The organism is Desulfobacterales bacterium, assembly GCA_030066985.1.
Lineage (GTDB): Bacteria > Desulfobacterota > Desulfobacteria > Desulfobacterales > JAHEIW01 > JAHEIW01.
Map to the genome: position 1 here is coordinate 23066 of JASJAN010000050.1, position 16749 is coordinate 39814.

General features: G+C 49.9%; 14 protein-coding genes. 1 reads left to right on the forward strand and 13 read right to left on the reverse strand.

Annotated elements, in window-relative coordinates; translation table 11 throughout:
* Position 1: 1 nt before the first annotated feature.
* The 13 genes from QNJ26_19610 to mraZ all read right to left on the reverse strand — a co-directional run bounded on the left by QNJ26_19610 (position 2) and on the right by mraZ (position 14750).
* Positions 2-907 (reverse strand): FtsQ-type POTRA domain-containing protein, encoded by a 906-nt coding sequence (locus tag QNJ26_19610; protein MDJ0987758.1) that lies wholly within the window; start codon positions 905-907, stop codon positions 2-4.
* A 63-nt stretch (positions 908-970) separates the two neighbouring features.
* Positions 971-2335 (reverse strand): UDP-N-acetylmuramate--L-alanine ligase, encoded by a 1365-nt coding sequence (gene murC / locus QNJ26_19615; GenBank protein ID MDJ0987759.1) that lies wholly within the window; start codon positions 2333-2335, stop codon positions 971-973.
* A 74-nt stretch (positions 2336-2409) separates the two neighbouring features.
* Entirely contained in the window at positions 2410-3540 is a 1131-nt protein-coding gene (gene murG, locus QNJ26_19620) for an undecaprenyldiphospho-muramoylpentapeptide beta-N-acetylglucosaminyltransferase (protein MDJ0987760.1), read from the reverse strand.
* Positions 3541-3655: 115 nt separating this feature from the next.
* Positions 3656-4771: a putative lipid II flippase FtsW gene (gene ftsW, locus QNJ26_19625; protein ID MDJ0987761.1), complete on the reverse strand. Its 1116-nt coding sequence runs from the start codon at positions 4769-4771 to the stop codon at positions 3656-3658.
* Positions 4772-4837: 66 nt separating this feature from the next.
* A complete protein-coding gene (gene murD / locus QNJ26_19630; protein MDJ0987762.1) occupies positions 4838-6292 on the reverse strand; it encodes a UDP-N-acetylmuramoyl-L-alanine--D-glutamate ligase in 1455 nt (484 codons plus the stop codon).
* Between the two features lie 171 nt (positions 6293-6463).
* Complete coding sequence (gene mraY, locus QNJ26_19635) at positions 6464-7543, reverse strand: phospho-N-acetylmuramoyl-pentapeptide-transferase (protein ID MDJ0987763.1); 1080 nt, start codon at positions 7541-7543, stop codon at positions 6464-6466.
* Positions 7544-7890: 347 nt separating this feature from the next.
* Positions 7891-9324: a UDP-N-acetylmuramoyl-tripeptide--D-alanyl-D-alanine ligase gene (murF, locus tag QNJ26_19640; protein ID MDJ0987764.1), complete on the reverse strand. Its 1434-nt coding sequence runs from the start codon at positions 9322-9324 to the stop codon at positions 7891-7893.
* A 63-nt stretch (positions 9325-9387) separates the two neighbouring features.
* Positions 9388-10920, reverse strand: a complete 1533-nt coding sequence (locus QNJ26_19645; GenBank protein ID MDJ0987765.1) for a UDP-N-acetylmuramoyl-L-alanyl-D-glutamate--2,6-diaminopimelate ligase — start codon at positions 10918-10920, stop codon at positions 9388-9390.
* A complete protein-coding gene (locus tag QNJ26_19650) occupies positions 10917-12644 on the reverse strand; it encodes a penicillin-binding protein 2 (GenBank protein MDJ0987766.1) in 1728 nt (575 codons plus the stop codon). The genes QNJ26_19645 and QNJ26_19650 overlap by 4 nt, the downstream gene beginning before the upstream one ends.
* The gene (locus tag QNJ26_19655; GenBank protein ID MDJ0987767.1) at positions 12634-12759 is read right to left on the reverse strand and encodes a hypothetical protein; all 126 of its coding nucleotides are present in this window, start codon (positions 12757-12759) and stop codon (positions 12634-12636) included. The genes QNJ26_19650 and QNJ26_19655 overlap by 11 nt, the downstream gene beginning before the upstream one ends.
* A gap of 10 nt (positions 12760-12769) precedes the next feature.
* Positions 12770-13063 carry a cell division protein FtsL gene (gene ftsL, locus QNJ26_19660; protein ID MDJ0987768.1) on the reverse strand — a complete coding sequence of 98 codons (294 nt, stop codon included), beginning with the start codon at positions 13061-13063 and terminating at the stop codon, positions 12770-12772.
* Positions 13064-13360: 297 nt separating this feature from the next.
* Positions 13361-14299 carry a 16S rRNA (cytosine(1402)-N(4))-methyltransferase RsmH gene (rsmH, locus tag QNJ26_19665; GenBank protein ID MDJ0987769.1) on the reverse strand — a complete coding sequence of 313 codons (939 nt, stop codon included), beginning with the start codon at positions 14297-14299 and terminating at the stop codon, positions 13361-13363.
* A 4-nt stretch (positions 14300-14303) separates the two neighbouring features.
* On the reverse strand, positions 14304-14750 hold the full coding sequence (gene mraZ, locus QNJ26_19670; protein MDJ0987770.1) for a division/cell wall cluster transcriptional repressor MraZ: 447 nt from the start codon (positions 14748-14750) through the stop codon (positions 14304-14306).
* 920 nt (positions 14751-15670) lie between these two features.
* Here mraZ and QNJ26_19675 point away from each other — a divergent pair.
* On the forward strand, positions 15671-16749 hold a 1079-nt coding region (locus QNJ26_19675), incomplete at its 3' end, for a lipopolysaccharide biosynthesis protein (protein ID MDJ0987771.1).

Below are 16749 nucleotides of genomic sequence, written 5' to 3' on the forward strand. Positions count from 1 at the left end.
TTCATACCTCCTTGTGGTCCCCGCTCGGAATCTGGATGACGGGATTGACCACGATGCGGTTAACATTGTTGAGATCTATGCGATTGAAATCCGGAAAACTTCGCCGCTTTTTGCCATAGGTCAAAATATTTTGGAACATACGAAATTTAAGTGGATAATGGTGATACCCCAGAACGACGGTTTTCATTTTTTTAAAGACTTTGAGGGTTATCCCGACTTCGCGATCCACCAGTATGTGCTTGATCTGGCGGTTGGTGAGAATACCGCGCGTCTGTTTGCCCATCAGCAGAACCTGCATCACCGCCTCAAAAGGCCTATTGAGCGAGCTCTGCGATGCGGAGAGCCGCTCAGAGGCGGTCGGTTGTTGTTTGGTTGCTGTCGCCATGCGGCCGGCGCTGCGCAAGTCGCTCATCTTTAATCCAGTGACTTGCGGTAAATTGGCCGGATCCGCAGCCGTCCATTCTTTAAATACCTGACCCTGCTCGTTCATCAGGTACTTACGATCCAGTTTGACGATCGCCAATGGTGTATGCTCACGAACGCGGATGTAAAGCCCGGAAGGGATTTCACGCCGGATTTCGGCCTCCGCGATCCAGGGATGCGCCATCAGACGTTTGCGGGTCATTGCCAGGTTGACCGACAAGATATTGACCCCTTTTTTTACGTCGGCGGCAGCAATAATCTGTTTGGCGCTCAGACGTTGCCCGCCTTCTATTTTCAAGCGTTGGGCTTTGAAATAGTCACATTGCGTGATGACATCGTGGATCAGCACAAATAAACAGCTGGTCGCCAGCAGAGCCGCAACACCAGCAACCACATAAAAGCCCATTGCCAGCCGGCGCAAAAATACAAATCGGCGTTTTTTTTTGGCGCCTTTACGATAGTTTTTGCGTGGTTTTCGTCCCATGGTTATTTGTTGTCAGTTATTTGTTATTGGTTTCTTGAACCGGTGAACCTTGAAACCGACTTTTTATTTTTTTAGATACTTTTCACCGACTTTATACACGTCGCCGGCACCCAGTGTTAGCAGCACATCCCCCGGCAGCAGGTTTTTTTTCAGAAAAGCAAGTGCCGGTTTTAAGCCATCGATATAAACGACTTCTTTGTGGCCGTGAGCTTTGATTTCCTCACAGAGTTTCTCAGAGTTCACCCCTTCGATTGGTTTTTCGCTGGCGGCGTATATCGGCATCACCACCAGAACGTCGGATTGGTAAAACGCCCGACTGAATTCATCAAAAAGGGCCTGGGTCCGGCTGTAGCGATGGGGTTGAAACACGACCACCTTGCGCCGGTCCGGCCAGTTTTCTTCAATGGCTTCCAGAGTGACTTTGATCTCTGTGGGGTGATGGCCGTAGTCATCGATAACCGTGATGCCATTTGTTTCGCCTTTGATTTCCAACCGCCGCTGAACCCCCTCAACGGTCTCCAGGGCGGTTTTGATGTGGTCAAAACTCACATCGAGTTCGGTGCCGACGGCGATGCTGGCGGTGGCATTATAGATATTATGGATGCCGGGCAGGTTCAGATCGATCATGCCCATTTTTTCGCCGTGGTGATAAACCGTAAAACGGCTTTTTTGCTGACTGAATTCGACATCCCGTATCTGAAAATCCGCCTGGGAGCTCATGCCGTAGGTCGTATAGCGTTTTTTCAACTGAGGGATTAGCTCCTGTATGGGTTCATTGTCCAGGCACAAAACCGCCAGGCCGTAAAAGGGTATGCGATCCATAAAGTTCAAGAAAACGTCCTTAATCGCATCCAGATCCGCGTAAAAATCCAGATGTTCCTTGTCGATATTGGTGACCACGGCGATGGTGGGTGAAAATTTTAAAAATGAGCCGTCACTTTCATCTGCCTCGGCGACGATAAAGTCACCTTCACCCAGTACGGCATTGGAGCCGATACTTTTCAGTTTGCCACCGATCACCACCGTGGGGTCCAGGCCGCCCTGGGCCAGCACCGAGGCCACAATTGAGGTGGTGGATGTCTTGCCGTGAGCGCCGGCAATCGCAATGCTGTATTTTAAACGCATCAGCTCGGCGAGCATTTCAGCCCGCGGAATGACCGGAATCGATGCCTGACTGGCCGCCTCGACCTCAGGGTTAACCGTGTCAATGGCTGAGGAAACCACGACCACATCGGCACCCTTGATATTCTCGGCCGCATGCCCCTTATATATCGTTCCGCCCAGTGTGTTTAAACGTGCGGTAATATCGGAGCTTTGCAGATCTGAGCCCGACACTTTGTAGCCCAGGTTCAGCAGCAACTCGGCAATTCCGCTCATGCCAATGCCGCCGATGCCGACAAAATGAATATGGTATTTCTTCAGATACACAGGATTTCCAAGTTTAGGTCTCTATGTTAAGAACAGTAAAACCATGAAACCTGACAATTTTTCCATTGAACGAATTACCCATTTGACGATTTGAGCAATTGATAGCAATCATCCACGATGTGTTGTGCGGCATCCGGATGACCCAACCGGCCGGCCTTCAGGGCCATTGCCTCAAGGGCCTGCGGGCTGGATGCATAAAATTCGATTTTTTGGGCCAGGGCATCGGCCTGCAACTCTTTCTCATGAACCATTTCAGCAGCCCCTTTAGCGACCAGCGTGGCGGCATTCAGCGTCTGATGGTCATCAGCCGCAAAAGGGAAGGGGATAAAAATAACCGCTTTGCCCATGGCCGTTACCTCGGCTACCGTTGTGGCGCCGGCCCGGCAGATGATCAGATCCGCCTGCCGATACAGCGGGCCCATTTGCCTGAAAAAAGACTGCACTTTAGCCGCTACATTTTCACGCTCGTAGGCTTCGGCGACCATCTGTTCATCGCCTGAACCGGTCTGATGAATGAAGTACAGCCCCTCTTTTTGGGTTAAATGGCTCAGGGCCTCAATCATGGTGGTGTTGATGCGGTGGGCTCCCTGGCTGCCACCGACGATCAACACGCAAAACTTATCGTCTCCGGGGGCGACGGCCTCACCATTATGATGGTTTAACAGCTCTTTGCGCACCGGATTGCCGGTCAGCCGTATCTTATGCGGCGCAAATTGCGCTTTGGTATCATCAAAAGACACATAAATTCGATCGGCAAACCGCGCTAAGATCCGGTTGGTAATGCCGGGCAAAATATTTTGTTCATGCAGCACGATTTTGGTGCGCAACAGCCATGCGCCCACCACCACAGGGCCCGCTGAATAGCTGCCGAGCCCCAGAGTGAGGTCCGGATTGACGCTTTTTAAAATGCGCAATGCTTCGATAATTCCTTTGGGTATTTTCAACGCCGATTTGGCCTGGTTCCACATGCCGCGGCCCTTAATGCCTTCGGCTGTTACGGATTCAAGTCTGAAATCTGTCTGGCTCAATACCGAGCGCTCCAATGGATTTCCCGTGCTGACAAACACAACCGTATTGTCTTTATTGCGTGCCATAAACTCCTGGGCGATGGCCAAACCCGGAAACAAATGACCGCCGGTGCCCCCACCGGCAATTACAATTCGAAGGGCTTTACTTTCGGAACCTGTTGATCCTGTACTGCCCATTTCTTAAGCCCTTCGAATGTTATTCGTTATTTGTTATTAGAACCGAACCTGGTGACTGTTCGCCCGGCATATCGTCCGTTTTTCAAAAAACAACAAATAACAGATAACCAATAACCTATAACTTGCTGGCTGCGCTGATATTCATCAATATGCCTATGGAGGCCATATTGAGCAGCAGCGACGTGCCCCCGTAACTGAGCAGGGGCAAGGTCAAACCCTTGGTGGGCAGCAGCCCGAGGGCCACGCCCATATTGACCACGATTTGAAGTCCCATGGCGACCGTCAGCCCCACTGCCAGGTAAGCGCCGAATAAATCCGGTGCGCTGCGCGCAATGGCCACGCCGCGTATGATGATCCAGGCATACAGGCCGATGATGATGGCAACCCCCAGCAGCCCCAGCTCTTCGCCAATCACCGAAAATATAAAATCCGTATGCGGCTCCGGCAGATAGAAAAGCTTTTGATAGCCCTTGCCGATTCCGGTTCCCCAGAGCCCACCGGTCCCGAATGCCATCAGCGAGTGCACAATCTGGTAGCCCTCATCGCTTGAATGCTCCCAGGGGTTAAGAAAGCCCAAGATGCGTTTGGCGCGATACTCGGCGTTGATTAAAAACAGATATGCCACCGGTAAAATGACCAGCATCGTGGCAAAAAGCTGATAAAATCGAACACCACCGATAAACAGCATGATCCAGGTTAGCGCTCCCAGAATAAAGACAGTGCCAAAGTCGGGCTGAATAAATATCAGGGCCACAAAACCGCCCAGCACCAGGACATGCGGTACAAAGCCGATTGAAAATTGTTTGATCTGATCTGACTTTTTTTCCATAGAGTAAGCCAGATAGATAACCAAAGCGATGCGGGCAAATTCAGATGGTTGAAACGAAAAACTGCCTAAGCGCATCCAGCGGGTGGACCCACCGGCAGTGAGCCCCAGATCGGTAAAATGAATCAACGCCAGCAGCGCCAGAGAAAGCCCAACCAGCGGGTAAGCCAGCGGGCGGTAATATCGATACGGGAAATGCCGCCCGGCCACCAGGATGATCAAGCCGGCCAGAGCGAACAGCGCCTGTTTTTTCAAGAAAAAAAAGTCGCTGCCGAATTTTTTGAGTGCCAGAGCCGAACTGGCGCTGTACACCATAACGATGCCGACGCCCACCAGGAAAAGCACTGGAAATAAGAGCTGGACGTCATAAAAAGCGGTTTGGCTATGGTGTTGTTTTTTTGTCATTGTTATCAGGTTTAGCCGGTTGGCCCGATGAGCCCGTTACCGGTTTGGTGATTCAGACCAAAGGATTCAATCCATCTCATTAGGCCTTTTGGCTTTACTTTGTAATTTATTAACCGCTTGGCGGAAATCATCTCCCCGTTTGGCATAGCTGCTGTACCAGTCAAAACTGGCACATCCCGGCGACAATAAAACCACATCATGCGGGTCTGCATCTTCAAAAGCTGTTGCCACTGCAGCGGACATTGAATCTGCGGTCTTTGTCGGCGCCAGCCGGCCGAGGGCTTTTTTGATGCGGCCGGCTGCTTCGCCCATAACAATCAGTTCTTTGACGGACCTGCGTAAAGCGTTTTCAAGTGCCTTGAAATTACCACCCTTGTCACGGCCGCCCATCAGCAGCAACACCGGTTTGGAAAAGCAGTCCAGCGCTCGCAGCACACCGTCCACATTGGTGGCCTTGGAATCATTGTAAAATAAAACCTCATCGATGGTGGCCACATGTTCGAGCCGGTGGGGCAGGCCTTTGAAGGTGTCCAGGGTTTGTTGAATCCCTTCTCTGGTTGCTCCGGCCGCCAACGCGGCCAAACTGGCCGCACACACATTTTCATAATTGTGCCGACCAATCAGAGCGGTTGCGGTGATATCCAAGTCCGTGTGAATTCGGCCAGCGACGAGCGTCTTGGCCTGAGCTCGGGTCGAAGGCTCGGTCGAGTCGATTTTGGATTCGATTGGCTTTACTTTAGCCAGATTCAAAATGATGCGCCTTCCGTTTAAGACAGCGCCCTGTTCATCTGCCTCTAACGCTGGAAAAAACAACCGCTGGCTTTTAATGTGCTTCGTTTTGGCGCGAATCAGCGCATCTGAACCATTGAGGACGGCAACGTCACCGGCCTGCTGGTTTTCAAAAATCCGCATCTTTGAATCCGCATAGGCCTCAAAATCCGGGTAGCGGTCCAGATGGTCCGCCGTGATATTCAACAGCACGCTGATGCTTGGCCGAAAACGATCAATGGTGTCTAGCTGAAAACTGCTGATTTCAGCCACAACGAGCTGCTCATTTTGACCGCTGCTGACATATTCGATCAGAGGATTGCCAATATTACCGCCCACAAAGGTTGAAAAACCGGAATTTTGCAGTATCTGGCCCAATAGCTCAGTGGTTGTGGTTTTGCCATTGGTACCGGTCACCGCCACGATGGGGGCTCGGATAAACCGGGCGGCCAACTCCACCTCACCGACGACCGGAACGCCCTGGGCTCTGGCCCGTGCGACCGGTTCAATGGTATGTGAAACGCCCGGGCTAATGACAATCAGATCCGATTTTTGAAAAACAGCGCTGCGGTGGGGCCCCAGTTCAACATCAATGCCCATCTGACGCAGTTCTTTGATCCCATCACCCAGCTCCGTTTCAGCGGCGGTGTCTGTGGCCGCTATCTGGGCACCCTGTTGGTGCAGAAAACGGGCTGCCGCAAGGCCGGTGCGGCCAATGCCGACAATCAAGATTTTTTTACCGGCTAATTCCATCAATAATGTCCAAACAATCCAATCGGTGTATCTAAAATCCTGCCTGTAATTTACCGGAGTAATGGAGTAGTGGAGTGTTGGAGTGGTGGACTCCTATTTCTGCACTACTCCAATGTTTTTTTATCGCATTACTCCATTACTCCAATACTCCAGCACTCCAATGCTTAATGGTTATCTCAGCTTGAGCGTACTCATTGCCAGCAGCGCCAGCGCAATAGCAATGATCCAAAACCTTACGATGACCTTGGGCTCCGGCCAGCCTTTCAGCTCAAAGTGGTGATGCAGCGGCGCCATTTTGAAAATTCGACGCCCGCTGGTCATCTTGAAAAAACTGACCTGAAAAATGACCGATAAAGCTTCGATCACAAACAAACCACCTACCAGCACCAGCAGGATTTCCTGTTTGGTGATAACGGCCATTGCGCCCAGGGCCGCGCCGAGTGACAACGAACCGACGTCGCCCATGAAGATCTGGGCCGGATAGGCATTGAACCACAAAAAGCCCATACCGGCACCGGCCAGGGTACCGCAAATGATGGCCACTTCACCGCTGCCGGCCACGTAATTGATCTGCAGGTACTCAGAAATCTTGATATGGCCGGCAACATAGGCAAAAAACATATAGGTGGTGGCGGCAATGATCACCGGGCCAATGGCCAAACCATCGAGCCCGTCGGTTAAATTAACGGCATTGGAAGCCGCCACAATCACCAGAGCAGCGAAAAATATGTAGCCCCAGCCCAGGTCCGGCGAGAGCTTTTTTAAAAACGGTATGGTGACCTCGGTGGAAAAGTTCGGGCTGGCGTAAACCAGCACGCCGGTGATGATGGCCAGGGCAATTTGCAGTCCGAATTTTTTGCGCACCGACAGGCCCTTGCTGCGTTTCTTTACTTGCATCAGATAGTCGTCTACAAAGCCCACCAGGCCGTAGCCGACAATCACAAACAGCATAATCCAGACAAAATAATTGGTCAGATCACTCCACAAAAGCGTTGAGACCACGCTGGAGAACACAATCAACAGACCGCCCATGGTGGGTGTGCCGGCCTTGGACAGGTGGCTTTCAGGTCCGTCGTCACGAATGTATTGCTTCACCTGCATGCCGCTGAGCTTGCGAATAATCCAGGGGCCGAGCAGAAAACAGATCAAAAACGCCGTCAGGCTGGCATAAATGGTCCGAAAGGTAATGTAGCGAAATACATTGAAAACCGACAGCGTCGTATGTAACGGATATAGCAGGTGATACAGCATAAGCTCGTTATTTGTTATTGGTTATTGGTTATTTGGGTCCTATCGCGGCTGAAAGCCGCGCCCATGATTTTGTTCGGTCAGTTCAAGTGGCTTGTCGCCAGGATCAAAATGTGGCACTTACAAATTTTAGGCATTTTAGGCACTTTCTTTAGAGTGCTACCCGCCCGCCTCGCCCGTCCGCCGCAATCTGCGTATGCTTGAGAGCGGGACAGTCAACAGCGATGGCGAGCAGGCAGCAGCAGCCTACCTTGGTTATTGGTTATTCGTTATTGGTTATTTGAATCCTTTTTGTGGCTGAAAGTCGCCCTCCCTAATAACAAATAACCATTAACCAATAACCATTAAGATTAAGCCTCCGGCTTAATCTTCGTCCAATCTTTCAAACCTTTAACAATGGTGTCCATGCGGGCGCCGCGGGACCCTTTGACCAGAACCCAATCACCGGGTTTCAGCGATTGCTTGAGGGTATCGAGGATCTCCTCACGGGTCCCGGCAAATATATCAGCTGGTTTCATTTTGGCACCCATGGCACCGACAACCACAGCGCCAGCAAATTCTCCGGTGACGAGCAGCTTGTCGATGTTGGCGGCCGCTGCCCAGGCGCCTACCTGTTTGTGCAGCGATTCCGCCTGGTCTCCCAGCTCCAGCATATCACCGGCCACAAATAGACTGCGGCTATTGCTTCGCAAGGTCCTCAAAGTCGTAATAGCAGCCTTCATCGATTCCGGATTGGCATTATAAGTGTCGTCGATGATATGGATGCCGTTTGCCGTTTGAAAAACATCCATTCGGCCCCACACAGGTTGAAAGCTCTCTAAACCGGCCTTGATGTCATCTGCCGACAACGCCAGCAAGTTGCCCACCGCGGCAGCAGCCAGTGCATTGAGGACCATGAATTGTCCCGGGACACTCAGGTCCACCATCAACTGCTCCTCAGGCAAATGCAGGCTGAAGGAAATGCCGCTTGTTTTTTCGTTTACCGCGCTGGCCCGAATCTCAGCGTTCTTGGACAAACCGAAAAAAACAACCTCTCTGTCTGTGTGGTCTGCCATCTTAGAGACTCTGCGGTCATCGGCATTTAACACCGCCTTGCCTCCGGTATTCAGATGTTGGATCAGCTGCTCTTTTTCGCGCATGACGCCATCCATAGACCCCAGACCTTCAAGGTGTGCCGGGCCGACATTGGTAACCACACCGATATCCGGGGAGCAGATCTGGGTCAGACGTGCAATTTCACCGGGGCTGTTGGTACCCAGCTCCACTACGGCCTGCTCATATTCGCTTGTCAGCCGCAGCAGGGTCAGGGGCACACCGATCTGATTGTTATAATTGCCGATGGTTGCCAGGGTGCTGTATTTTTGAGCCACCACCTGAGCGGTCATCTGGCGAGTGGTGGTCTTGCCGTTTGAACCGGTAATCGCCACAACTGGAATACCGGATCGTAAACGGTGAAAAGCAGCCAGGTCACCCAGCGCGCGGGTGGTGTCGCCAACCGCCACGCAAGCGATGTGTGAGCCCTGCCAATCGGCAATCGGCAAATCCGCTGCTTTATCGCGGCTGACCATCAGACCGCCAATGCCCTGCTGAACCACTTCATTGGCAAAGGTGTGCCCATCGTGGACATCACCGACAATGGCAACGAACAAGTCGCGGGATGATATCTCACGCGAATCGATGCTGATGTTCTCAAATCCCTGGCTTGGGTCACCACACAATAGGTCGCCGCCGGTGGCTTTCAGAATATCCGCTAATGTCCATGGTGTTGCCTGTGTGGTTGCCATTACCCAATACCGGTTTGGTTGTTAAATTTTGAAATTCCGTTGGCTGTTACCTTGCAATTGCCGTCAGGCAGCCAGCTGAGCCAGTGCATTTCGGGCCTCCAGCCGGTCATCAAAATCAACGGTTGTCGTTCCCAAGATTTGATAGGTTTCATGACCCTTTCCGGCGATCAGCACCGTATCGCCGCTGCTGGACATTTCAATTCCCAATCGGATCGCCTGTTTGCGGTCCGCTTCGATCACATAGCCTTTTTGTTTAAACCCATTGCTCAAGTCAGCCCGTTGATAATGCCGTCCGTGGGCTTTTTGAGCCCCGTCCATAATGTGATCTATAATGATCATCGGATCCTCTGTGCGGGGATTGTCCGATGTGATCACTGCCAGATCGCAGAGGCGGGCTGCAATTTCACCCATCAGCGGGCGTTTGTCCTTATCTCTGTCGCCGCCGCAGCCAAACACGCAGATGATTCTGGCTTGCATGATCCCTTTGAGGGCCATGATCACATTTTCCAGCGCGTCAGGTGTATGGGCATAATCCACGTACACATACCGCTCGATGTTGTTTTCAATCAATTCCAGACGCCCCGGAATAGTCGTTACTGTCTCGATGCCGGATTTTATGTGTGCATTTGAAAGTTCCAATGCCGCGCCCACGCCGGCCGCACACAGGATATTTTCAAGGTTGTGTTCGCCGACCAGGCGGGATTCAAATTCAAATGTGCCCCTCGGGGTCATGATTTCACCTTTGATGCGGCTGCGACCGCAATGCGCATTCTGAGCATGAACGGTGTCATTTGATTCCAAACCGGTGCTGATGACCGGCACGCTCACCATCTGGGCAAGTTCTTTGCCGCTGGCATTGTTGCCATTGATGACGGCAACTGCCTGCGCGCTTTTGGGCCCCTGAACCAGATAGTCGGTAAAAAGACGCTGTTTGCTCTTCCAATAAGACTGCATATCACCGTGAAAATCGAGATGGTCCTGGCTCAAATTGATAAATACCGCTACATCAAACCAGCAGCGCCGAATTCGCTGCAGATCAATGGCGTGTGATGACGCTTCCATGACCACATGGCTGATCCCGCAGCGCAGCATGTCACTTAAAATTCGCTGCAGGTCCAGCGACTCGGGTGTGGTGATCGGGTTGTCAAATGTATCGCCGCCATAACGATAATTAATGGTTCCGATGACACCCACCGCCAATCCGGCCTGTTGCAGGATACTTTCCACCAGGTAGGCAGTGGTGGTTTTTCCGTTGGTACCGGTGATGCCGATGACGGTTAATTGCCCCGATGGATTGCCGTAAAAGTGAGCTGCGATATCCGCCAGCGCTTGCCGGGTGTCTGCCACCCGCACGTGGGGGACTTTGCAATCGATTGCTTTTTGCGAAACGATGGCAACCGCACCGCGTTTAATTGCATCTTCGATAAAATCATGCCCGTCGGCTGATTGCCCACTGATGGCAACGAACGAACCGCCGGGCTGGACTTCCTGAGACCGATAATGAATCGCTTCGATCTGAGGATCGCTGTCCTTTACAGCACCCGCATGCTCAACTGACAATGGTTTGACTGCCTTAACCAGATTCGAAAATTTCAACCTCGGGCCTCGATTCGACGAGAAGTCGCAAATTGTTTTCCGCCGCCTTCGGGCGGTATGTTTAAATAATTTAAGGTTTCGCGGGCAATCCTGCGAAATACCGGCGCTGCAACCATGCCGCCGTAATATTTCCCCTGGGGTTCATCGATGATGACCAGGATCGCCAGCCGCGGTTTTTCAGCCGGCGTAAACCCGATAAAAGAGGCGATATAGTTGCTCTTTGAATAGGTCCCGTCTTTGTCCAGCTTGCGTGCCGTGCCGGTTTTGCCGCAGACCGTATAACCATCGAGGGCCGCATTGACGCCGGTCCCACCCTCGGTGGTGACCGTTTTCATGATGGCTCTGACGGTACGTGCGGTGCGATCAGAGACCACCCGCCTGACGATCTGCGGCTGAAACTGCTTAAGGGGCTCACTGTTTTGATCCGTGATGGCCTGGACAAAATAGGGCTTCATTAAAACACCGTCGTTGGCAATGGCAGACGCCGCTGTGATAAGTTGCAGGGCCGATACCGCCACACCATAGCCAAAAGATATGGCGCCGGTGTCCACGGTGGTCCAGTTTTTATACGGCATCAGGCTGCCGGCGGTTTCGCCGGGAGAATCGATTCCGGTTTTAGCGCCGAAGCCAAAATTGCGATACATTTTGTGAAGCCGTTTGCGGCCAAGCTTCTCACTGATTTTGACTGCGCCGATATTGCTTGAATATTTTATGATCTGTTGCAATGATAGCCAGCCATGCTTTTTGATGTCGTGGACCACATTGCGTCCGATCTTGTAGGCACCGTTTTCACAGAAAAAAATATCATGGGCCTTGATATGGCCGGATTCAATGGCGGCTGCCGCGCTAAAGATTTTCATGGTTGAACCCGGCTCAAACGGATCTGTGATAGCGCGGTTGCGCCACAGTTCCTTGTTAAAATCCGTATAAGCATTCGGGTTAAAAAACGGCATATGCGCCATCGCCAATATGGCACCGGTCTGGGGCTCCATGACAATGGCGATGCCGGAACGGGCCTCGTATTCTTTAACCGTTTCCTCCAGAGCACTCTCGGTTATGTACTGAATGGCGCGATCGATGGTTAAAATGATATTGTGACCGGAGTTGAGACTGGCTGCGGTTTGTCGCTCATCGAACACATTGCCCAGAGCGTCCTTATAAACCATCTGGTTGCTATTCGTACCCCTCAGGTAGCGGTCATAGGAAAACTCAATTCCCTCGAGCCCATAGCCGTCCAATCCGGTAAACCCCAATGCCTGGGATGCCAGCGTCTTGTTGGGGTAGAAGCGGTTGCGCTCGGGCACAAATTCGATGCCCTGTAATTGCAAACCCTCAACGGCGGCTTTTTCCTTCGGGTTGGCCTGGCGTTTGATCCAGACAAACGGGCTTTTGGTCTTTAATTTTTTTAAAATTTTGCGCCGATCGATTTTTAAAATTTTGGCCAGCGCTTTGGCGGTCTTTCGGGGTTCCTTTATACGCTTTGGCCGCGCCGCAATTGAGGTGACATCGATGGTGACCGCCATCTCTCTTAAATTACGGTCGTAGACGGTACCGCGCTTGCCGACGGATTTGAGTGATTTTTCGTATTGATTCGAGGCTTTTTCAGCCAACCACGGACTGCGGTATACTTGCAAATGCACGGCTTTGGCGCCAATCACCGCAAACAGCGCAATGAAGGCCAACCCGACTAAAATAACCCGCAATCGCATGTATTTATTCGTCATGATGGCACTGTTTTAAGCCGCGTTTTTTCACCACGAAGACACAAAGTTCACAAAGGATTTTGGTTTTGGCTTTTTGCCTTTGCGCCTTAGCGTCTTTGCGTGAGACTTTTTCCATTTAGTTCCCCTCAGGGGATGATGACCAGCTGTTTGTTGCTCGGCGCTGACAACCCGAGTTGCTGTTTGGCGATTTTGGCAATTCGCTTGGGCGATTTGAGGCGCGCCAGTTCGATTTTCAAGTTGTCCTGGTGGGTGACCAGCTGCTTCTGTTTGACCTTCAGCTCGGAGATCTCATACCGGGTCTGAATGCTCTGCACACGACACCAGGTGTAAAACAGGAGTTCGGCAATAAACAGGCCCATTATCACCAGGCTAACCACCAGTAGTTTTGGATTGCGCGTCTTTTTTTTTCTGCGTTTCATGCTGTTTACCGCACGAGTGAAACGATCAAACGATTGATGCCAAAACGACAAGAGCGATCCATAAAATAATCTGCAACAGGTAAATGATCTTATCAATTTGCGCCATGTGTATTTTTTTCCTATCGTTGGGACACAGATTTGCACAGATTTTCTCAGATTTTTTATTTAATCCGTCTTCATCTGCGTTTATCTGTGTCTTAACTTAATCTGTATCATCTGCAGACTGCTATCTGATCTAAACTTCAAAAACCATTTAACCAATCAACGAATAACAATTTAACGAATTTAGTCTGCAGACTAAATTTTTTCTGCTGCCCTGAGTCGCGTGCTGCGAGCCATGGGATTCCGGGCCACTTCCGCATCACTCGGACGCACCACTTTTTTGGTCAACGAGTGCATGGCCGGCTTTTGCCCGCAGGCGCATTCAGGCACCTTCGGCGGGCAGATGCAGCCTTTTTCCATCGCCTTGATCCGCTGCTTGACAATGCGATCTTCAAGCGAATGAAACGACAACACACACAAGCGGCCGCCGGGATTTAACCAGTCAGCCACCCCGTCCATGAAACGGCTGAGCATATCAAGTTCCCTGTTGACCGCGATTCGCAATGCCATAAAAACCCGCGTTGCCGGATGGATGCGCTGCCCGGCGGCTTTGCCACGGGGGATCGCAGCGCTGATAATCTTGGATAGCTGCCAGCTGGTCTGGATTTTTTCCTGCCGGCGCTGCTGCACAATGCTGCGGGCAATCTGTTTGGACCAGCGTTCCTCGCCCAGGTCTTTAAATAATTTGCGAAGCGCATCTTCTTTCAAATCGTTTACCAGATCAGCGGCACAGGTTGCGCTGCGCTTGTCCATCCGCATATCCAGCGGTTCATCTTTTTGGAAACTGAACCCTCTGCCGCTGCTTTCGAGCTGGTGCAGCGACAGTCCGAGGTCGAGCAAAATGCCGTCGACGGCATCTATTTGTATCTGGGCTAAATATTGAGGCAGATTCGTGAAATTGCCATGGAAGAGGTGGATATTCGATGAATAGGATTGTAGGGCTTCTCGAGCATTTGTGATGGCGTCAATATCTTGATCGATTCCGATCAGCAATCCATCCGGAACAATACGCTGGCATATGGCTTTGGCATGACCCGATCCACCCAGTGTACAGTCAGTGTAGGTTTTGCCCGGCCGGCAGTTCAGATAATGGATGGCTTCGTTGAGCATTGCAGGAATATGTCGATACGCCATAGATTTAAAGTCCTAATTTGGCAATTTCGTTTCTGACCTCCTCCTTTTTGAAATCTTTTTCCAATGCAATGTTTTCCTGTTCCCACTTCTGGCGGGCCCAGATCTCAAAATGCTCGAGGACGCCCACCAGCACGAGTTCCTTGTTGAAACCGGCATACTGTCTTAGGCTTTGCGGGATCAGAATGCGGTCCTGCTTGTCACAGCTGCATTCAAAAGCCCCCCCGATGAACACCCGTCTGAACCGACGCATGTTCTCACTGGTTTCCGCCAATGATAAAATCTTTTTTTCCAGGTTTTGCCATTCTTTGAAAGGATATGCCACCAGGCAGCTGTCCATACGAGAAATCATCACGCCGTCACCGGTTTTGGACTTGATAAACCGCCGAAATCGGGCCGGAATGATCAAGCGACCTTTATTGTCGATGGTATGAAATGAGCTGCCACGGAACATAATTATCCATCCTATTCCACTTTAATCCACTGTAACATCAATTTAAGTATATATTTGGTATTGTGTCAAGCAAAAAATTTAATAATTTTTTTAATTTCTATAATAATTATTTGAACTTAAAAAGTCTACTAAAATTTTTTTCGGAGGTGGAGTATTGTGGAGGTAATTCAGAATTCTGACGCTTAAAGTGGAAAAATTGCCGAAATTCTCAATAATCAGCCCAATTTTTTTGCGGCTTCTGATTAACACTTTGTTATTACACTTAATTATTTGTTTTTTGGATCTGTGCGACCCAGCAGAGGCCATTGGCCAGCGCGTCAATAAAATGTCACCCGTTGGCATTTAGGCAGCTATCGGCGCCAGCTTTTAGATTCAAAGATTTTGAAAATGGGGGGCAATAGATTTTTTTGAGGCAGCAATTTTTATAACATGCTATAATTAATATAAAATATGTCGATGCCAGGTTGGATAGCTTTTCATACCTACTTTTGATGACCAGACCGAAAATAAATCCAATCATTTCAAATTCCTGGGCACAGAACTTGCAAAATTCCCCTCTTGAATTGTGGGTTTTACGGTGGCTCGTATCGTAATGCCCATAATTTCAATGCTCTGCAGGCTCAATGAACACCTTTCCAGAGCAATCCAAAACACAATTAAAAATCAAAACGCCTTGCCAATTGATCAGGACTATTTGCCGCAAGCGGTTCGCAGCGCTATGCGGCCTGATGTAATTGAGAAGGCGGAGCTGCGTAAATACAGCAATTACAGAAATGCAAACCCTTGAGACTTGATCCAATGTACCGTTCGTTAGCGCATAAAGAAAAAGCGATTTTTTTCAAACGCGTCAGATCATAGCCAGCCTTGTCTCATATTTTCCGAAAATAAATCATTAGTTCACTCAATTAAGTATTAAGTAAATGAAAAGTCTTAGCCCAAAAGTAATTCAATCTGGTTTTTGGAGCCTCGGCGGCAACTGGTTAACAAGGGGGTTGGGAATAATCAAAATGGTTGTCCTGGCGCGCCTCCTATCACCTATCGATTTTGGGATTCTTGGCTTAGCCACTTTGTCCATCAATTTTTTTACTGTCTTTTCTGAAACAGGGATTGAGTCAGCACTGATTCAAAAAGACAAAATAAGTAGAAACCAATTGGATACAGCATGGACCATTGGTCTTGTCAGGGGGTTAATTCTATGTTTCCTGCTTATTTTGAGTGCAGGTTGGCTGGCTGCCTACTTTGAGAATTCAACGTTGGAATCCGTGCTAAAGATAATGGCGGTAGTTTTTGTCTTAGGAGGTTTTGTCAACATAGGTCTGGTCTATTTTCAAAGAGAGTTGGAATTCCAAAAAAAAGTAAAATTGGATTTTATATCCGATTTTGTTGGTGCTGTGACAGCAATTATATTGGCTTTTTGGCTTAAAAATGTTTGGGCGTTGGTGTTGGGCAGTATTGCCTGGGGTATTACGAAGACTTTGAGCTCTTATTGCATGCACCCTTACAGACCCAGGCTGTATTTGGATTTGTCCATAGCCAAGAATCTACTTAATTTTGGCAAACATATATTCTGGATTGCCATAGTGACTTTCATTGTCACTTGCGGTGACGATGCAATTGTCGGCAAGCTGTTGGGATTATCTACCTTAGGCTACTATATGATGGCCTATAATATAGCCAATATCCCTGTTTCAAGTCTGGCAGGTATAATTGGCAATATTTTATTTCCGGCTTTTTCTAAATTGCAGCACGAACCTGTAAGATTAAGTGAAGCTTTAAAAAAAGTCATAGAGCTTGTACTAATTATTCTGTTGCCAGTGACAGTATTGGTAATGCTTCTCGCCAAGGATTTTACATCGGTTTTCTTTGGTGATAAGTGGTTGCCAATGGTGCCAGCACTTCAGATTTTATCCCTTCTGGGTTTATTCAGGGGATTAGTCAATGTATTCTCGCCTATCCAACTCGCTCTTAATCGACCTGATATCCAAAGCAGAAATAAAAC

Bases quoted from the DNA above. Each gene is read 5' to 3' on its own strand.
- QNJ26_19610 (MDJ0987758.1), bottom strand. From the start codon at position 907: ATGGGACGAAAACCACGCAAAAACTATCGTAAAGGCGCCAAAAAAAAA.
- murG (MDJ0987760.1), bottom strand. From the start codon at position 3,540: ATGGGCAGTACAGGATCAACAGGTTCCGAAAGTAAAGCCCTTCGAATT.
- ftsW (MDJ0987761.1), bottom strand. From the start codon at position 4,771: ATGACAAAAAAACAACACCATAGCCAAACCGCTTTTTATGACGTCCAG.
- murD (MDJ0987762.1), bottom strand. From the start codon at position 6,292: ATGGAATTAGCCGGTAAAAAAATCTTGATTGTCGGCATTGGCCGCACC.
- mraY (MDJ0987763.1), bottom strand. From the start codon at position 7,543: ATGCTGTATCACCTGCTATATCCGTTACATACGACGCTGTCGGTTTTC.
- murF (MDJ0987764.1), bottom strand. From the start codon at position 9,324: ATGGCAACCACACAGGCAACACCATGGACATTAGCGGATATTCTGAAA.
- QNJ26_19650 (MDJ0987766.1), bottom strand. From the start codon at position 12,644: ATGACGAATAAATACATGCGATTGCGGGTTATTTTAGTCGGGTTGGCC.
- QNJ26_19655 (MDJ0987767.1), bottom strand. From the start codon at position 12,759: ATGGAAAAAGTCTCACGCAAAGACGCTAAGGCGCAAAGGCAAAAAGCC.
- ftsL (MDJ0987768.1), bottom strand. From the start codon at position 13,063: ATGAAACGCAGAAAAAAAAAGACGCGCAATCCAAAACTACTGGTGGTT.
- rsmH (MDJ0987769.1), bottom strand. From the start codon at position 14,299: ATGGCGTATCGACATATTCCTGCAATGCTCAACGAAGCCATCCATTAT.
- mraZ (MDJ0987770.1), bottom strand. From the start codon at position 14,750: ATGTTCCGTGGCAGCTCATTTCATACCATCGACAATAAAGGTCGCTTG.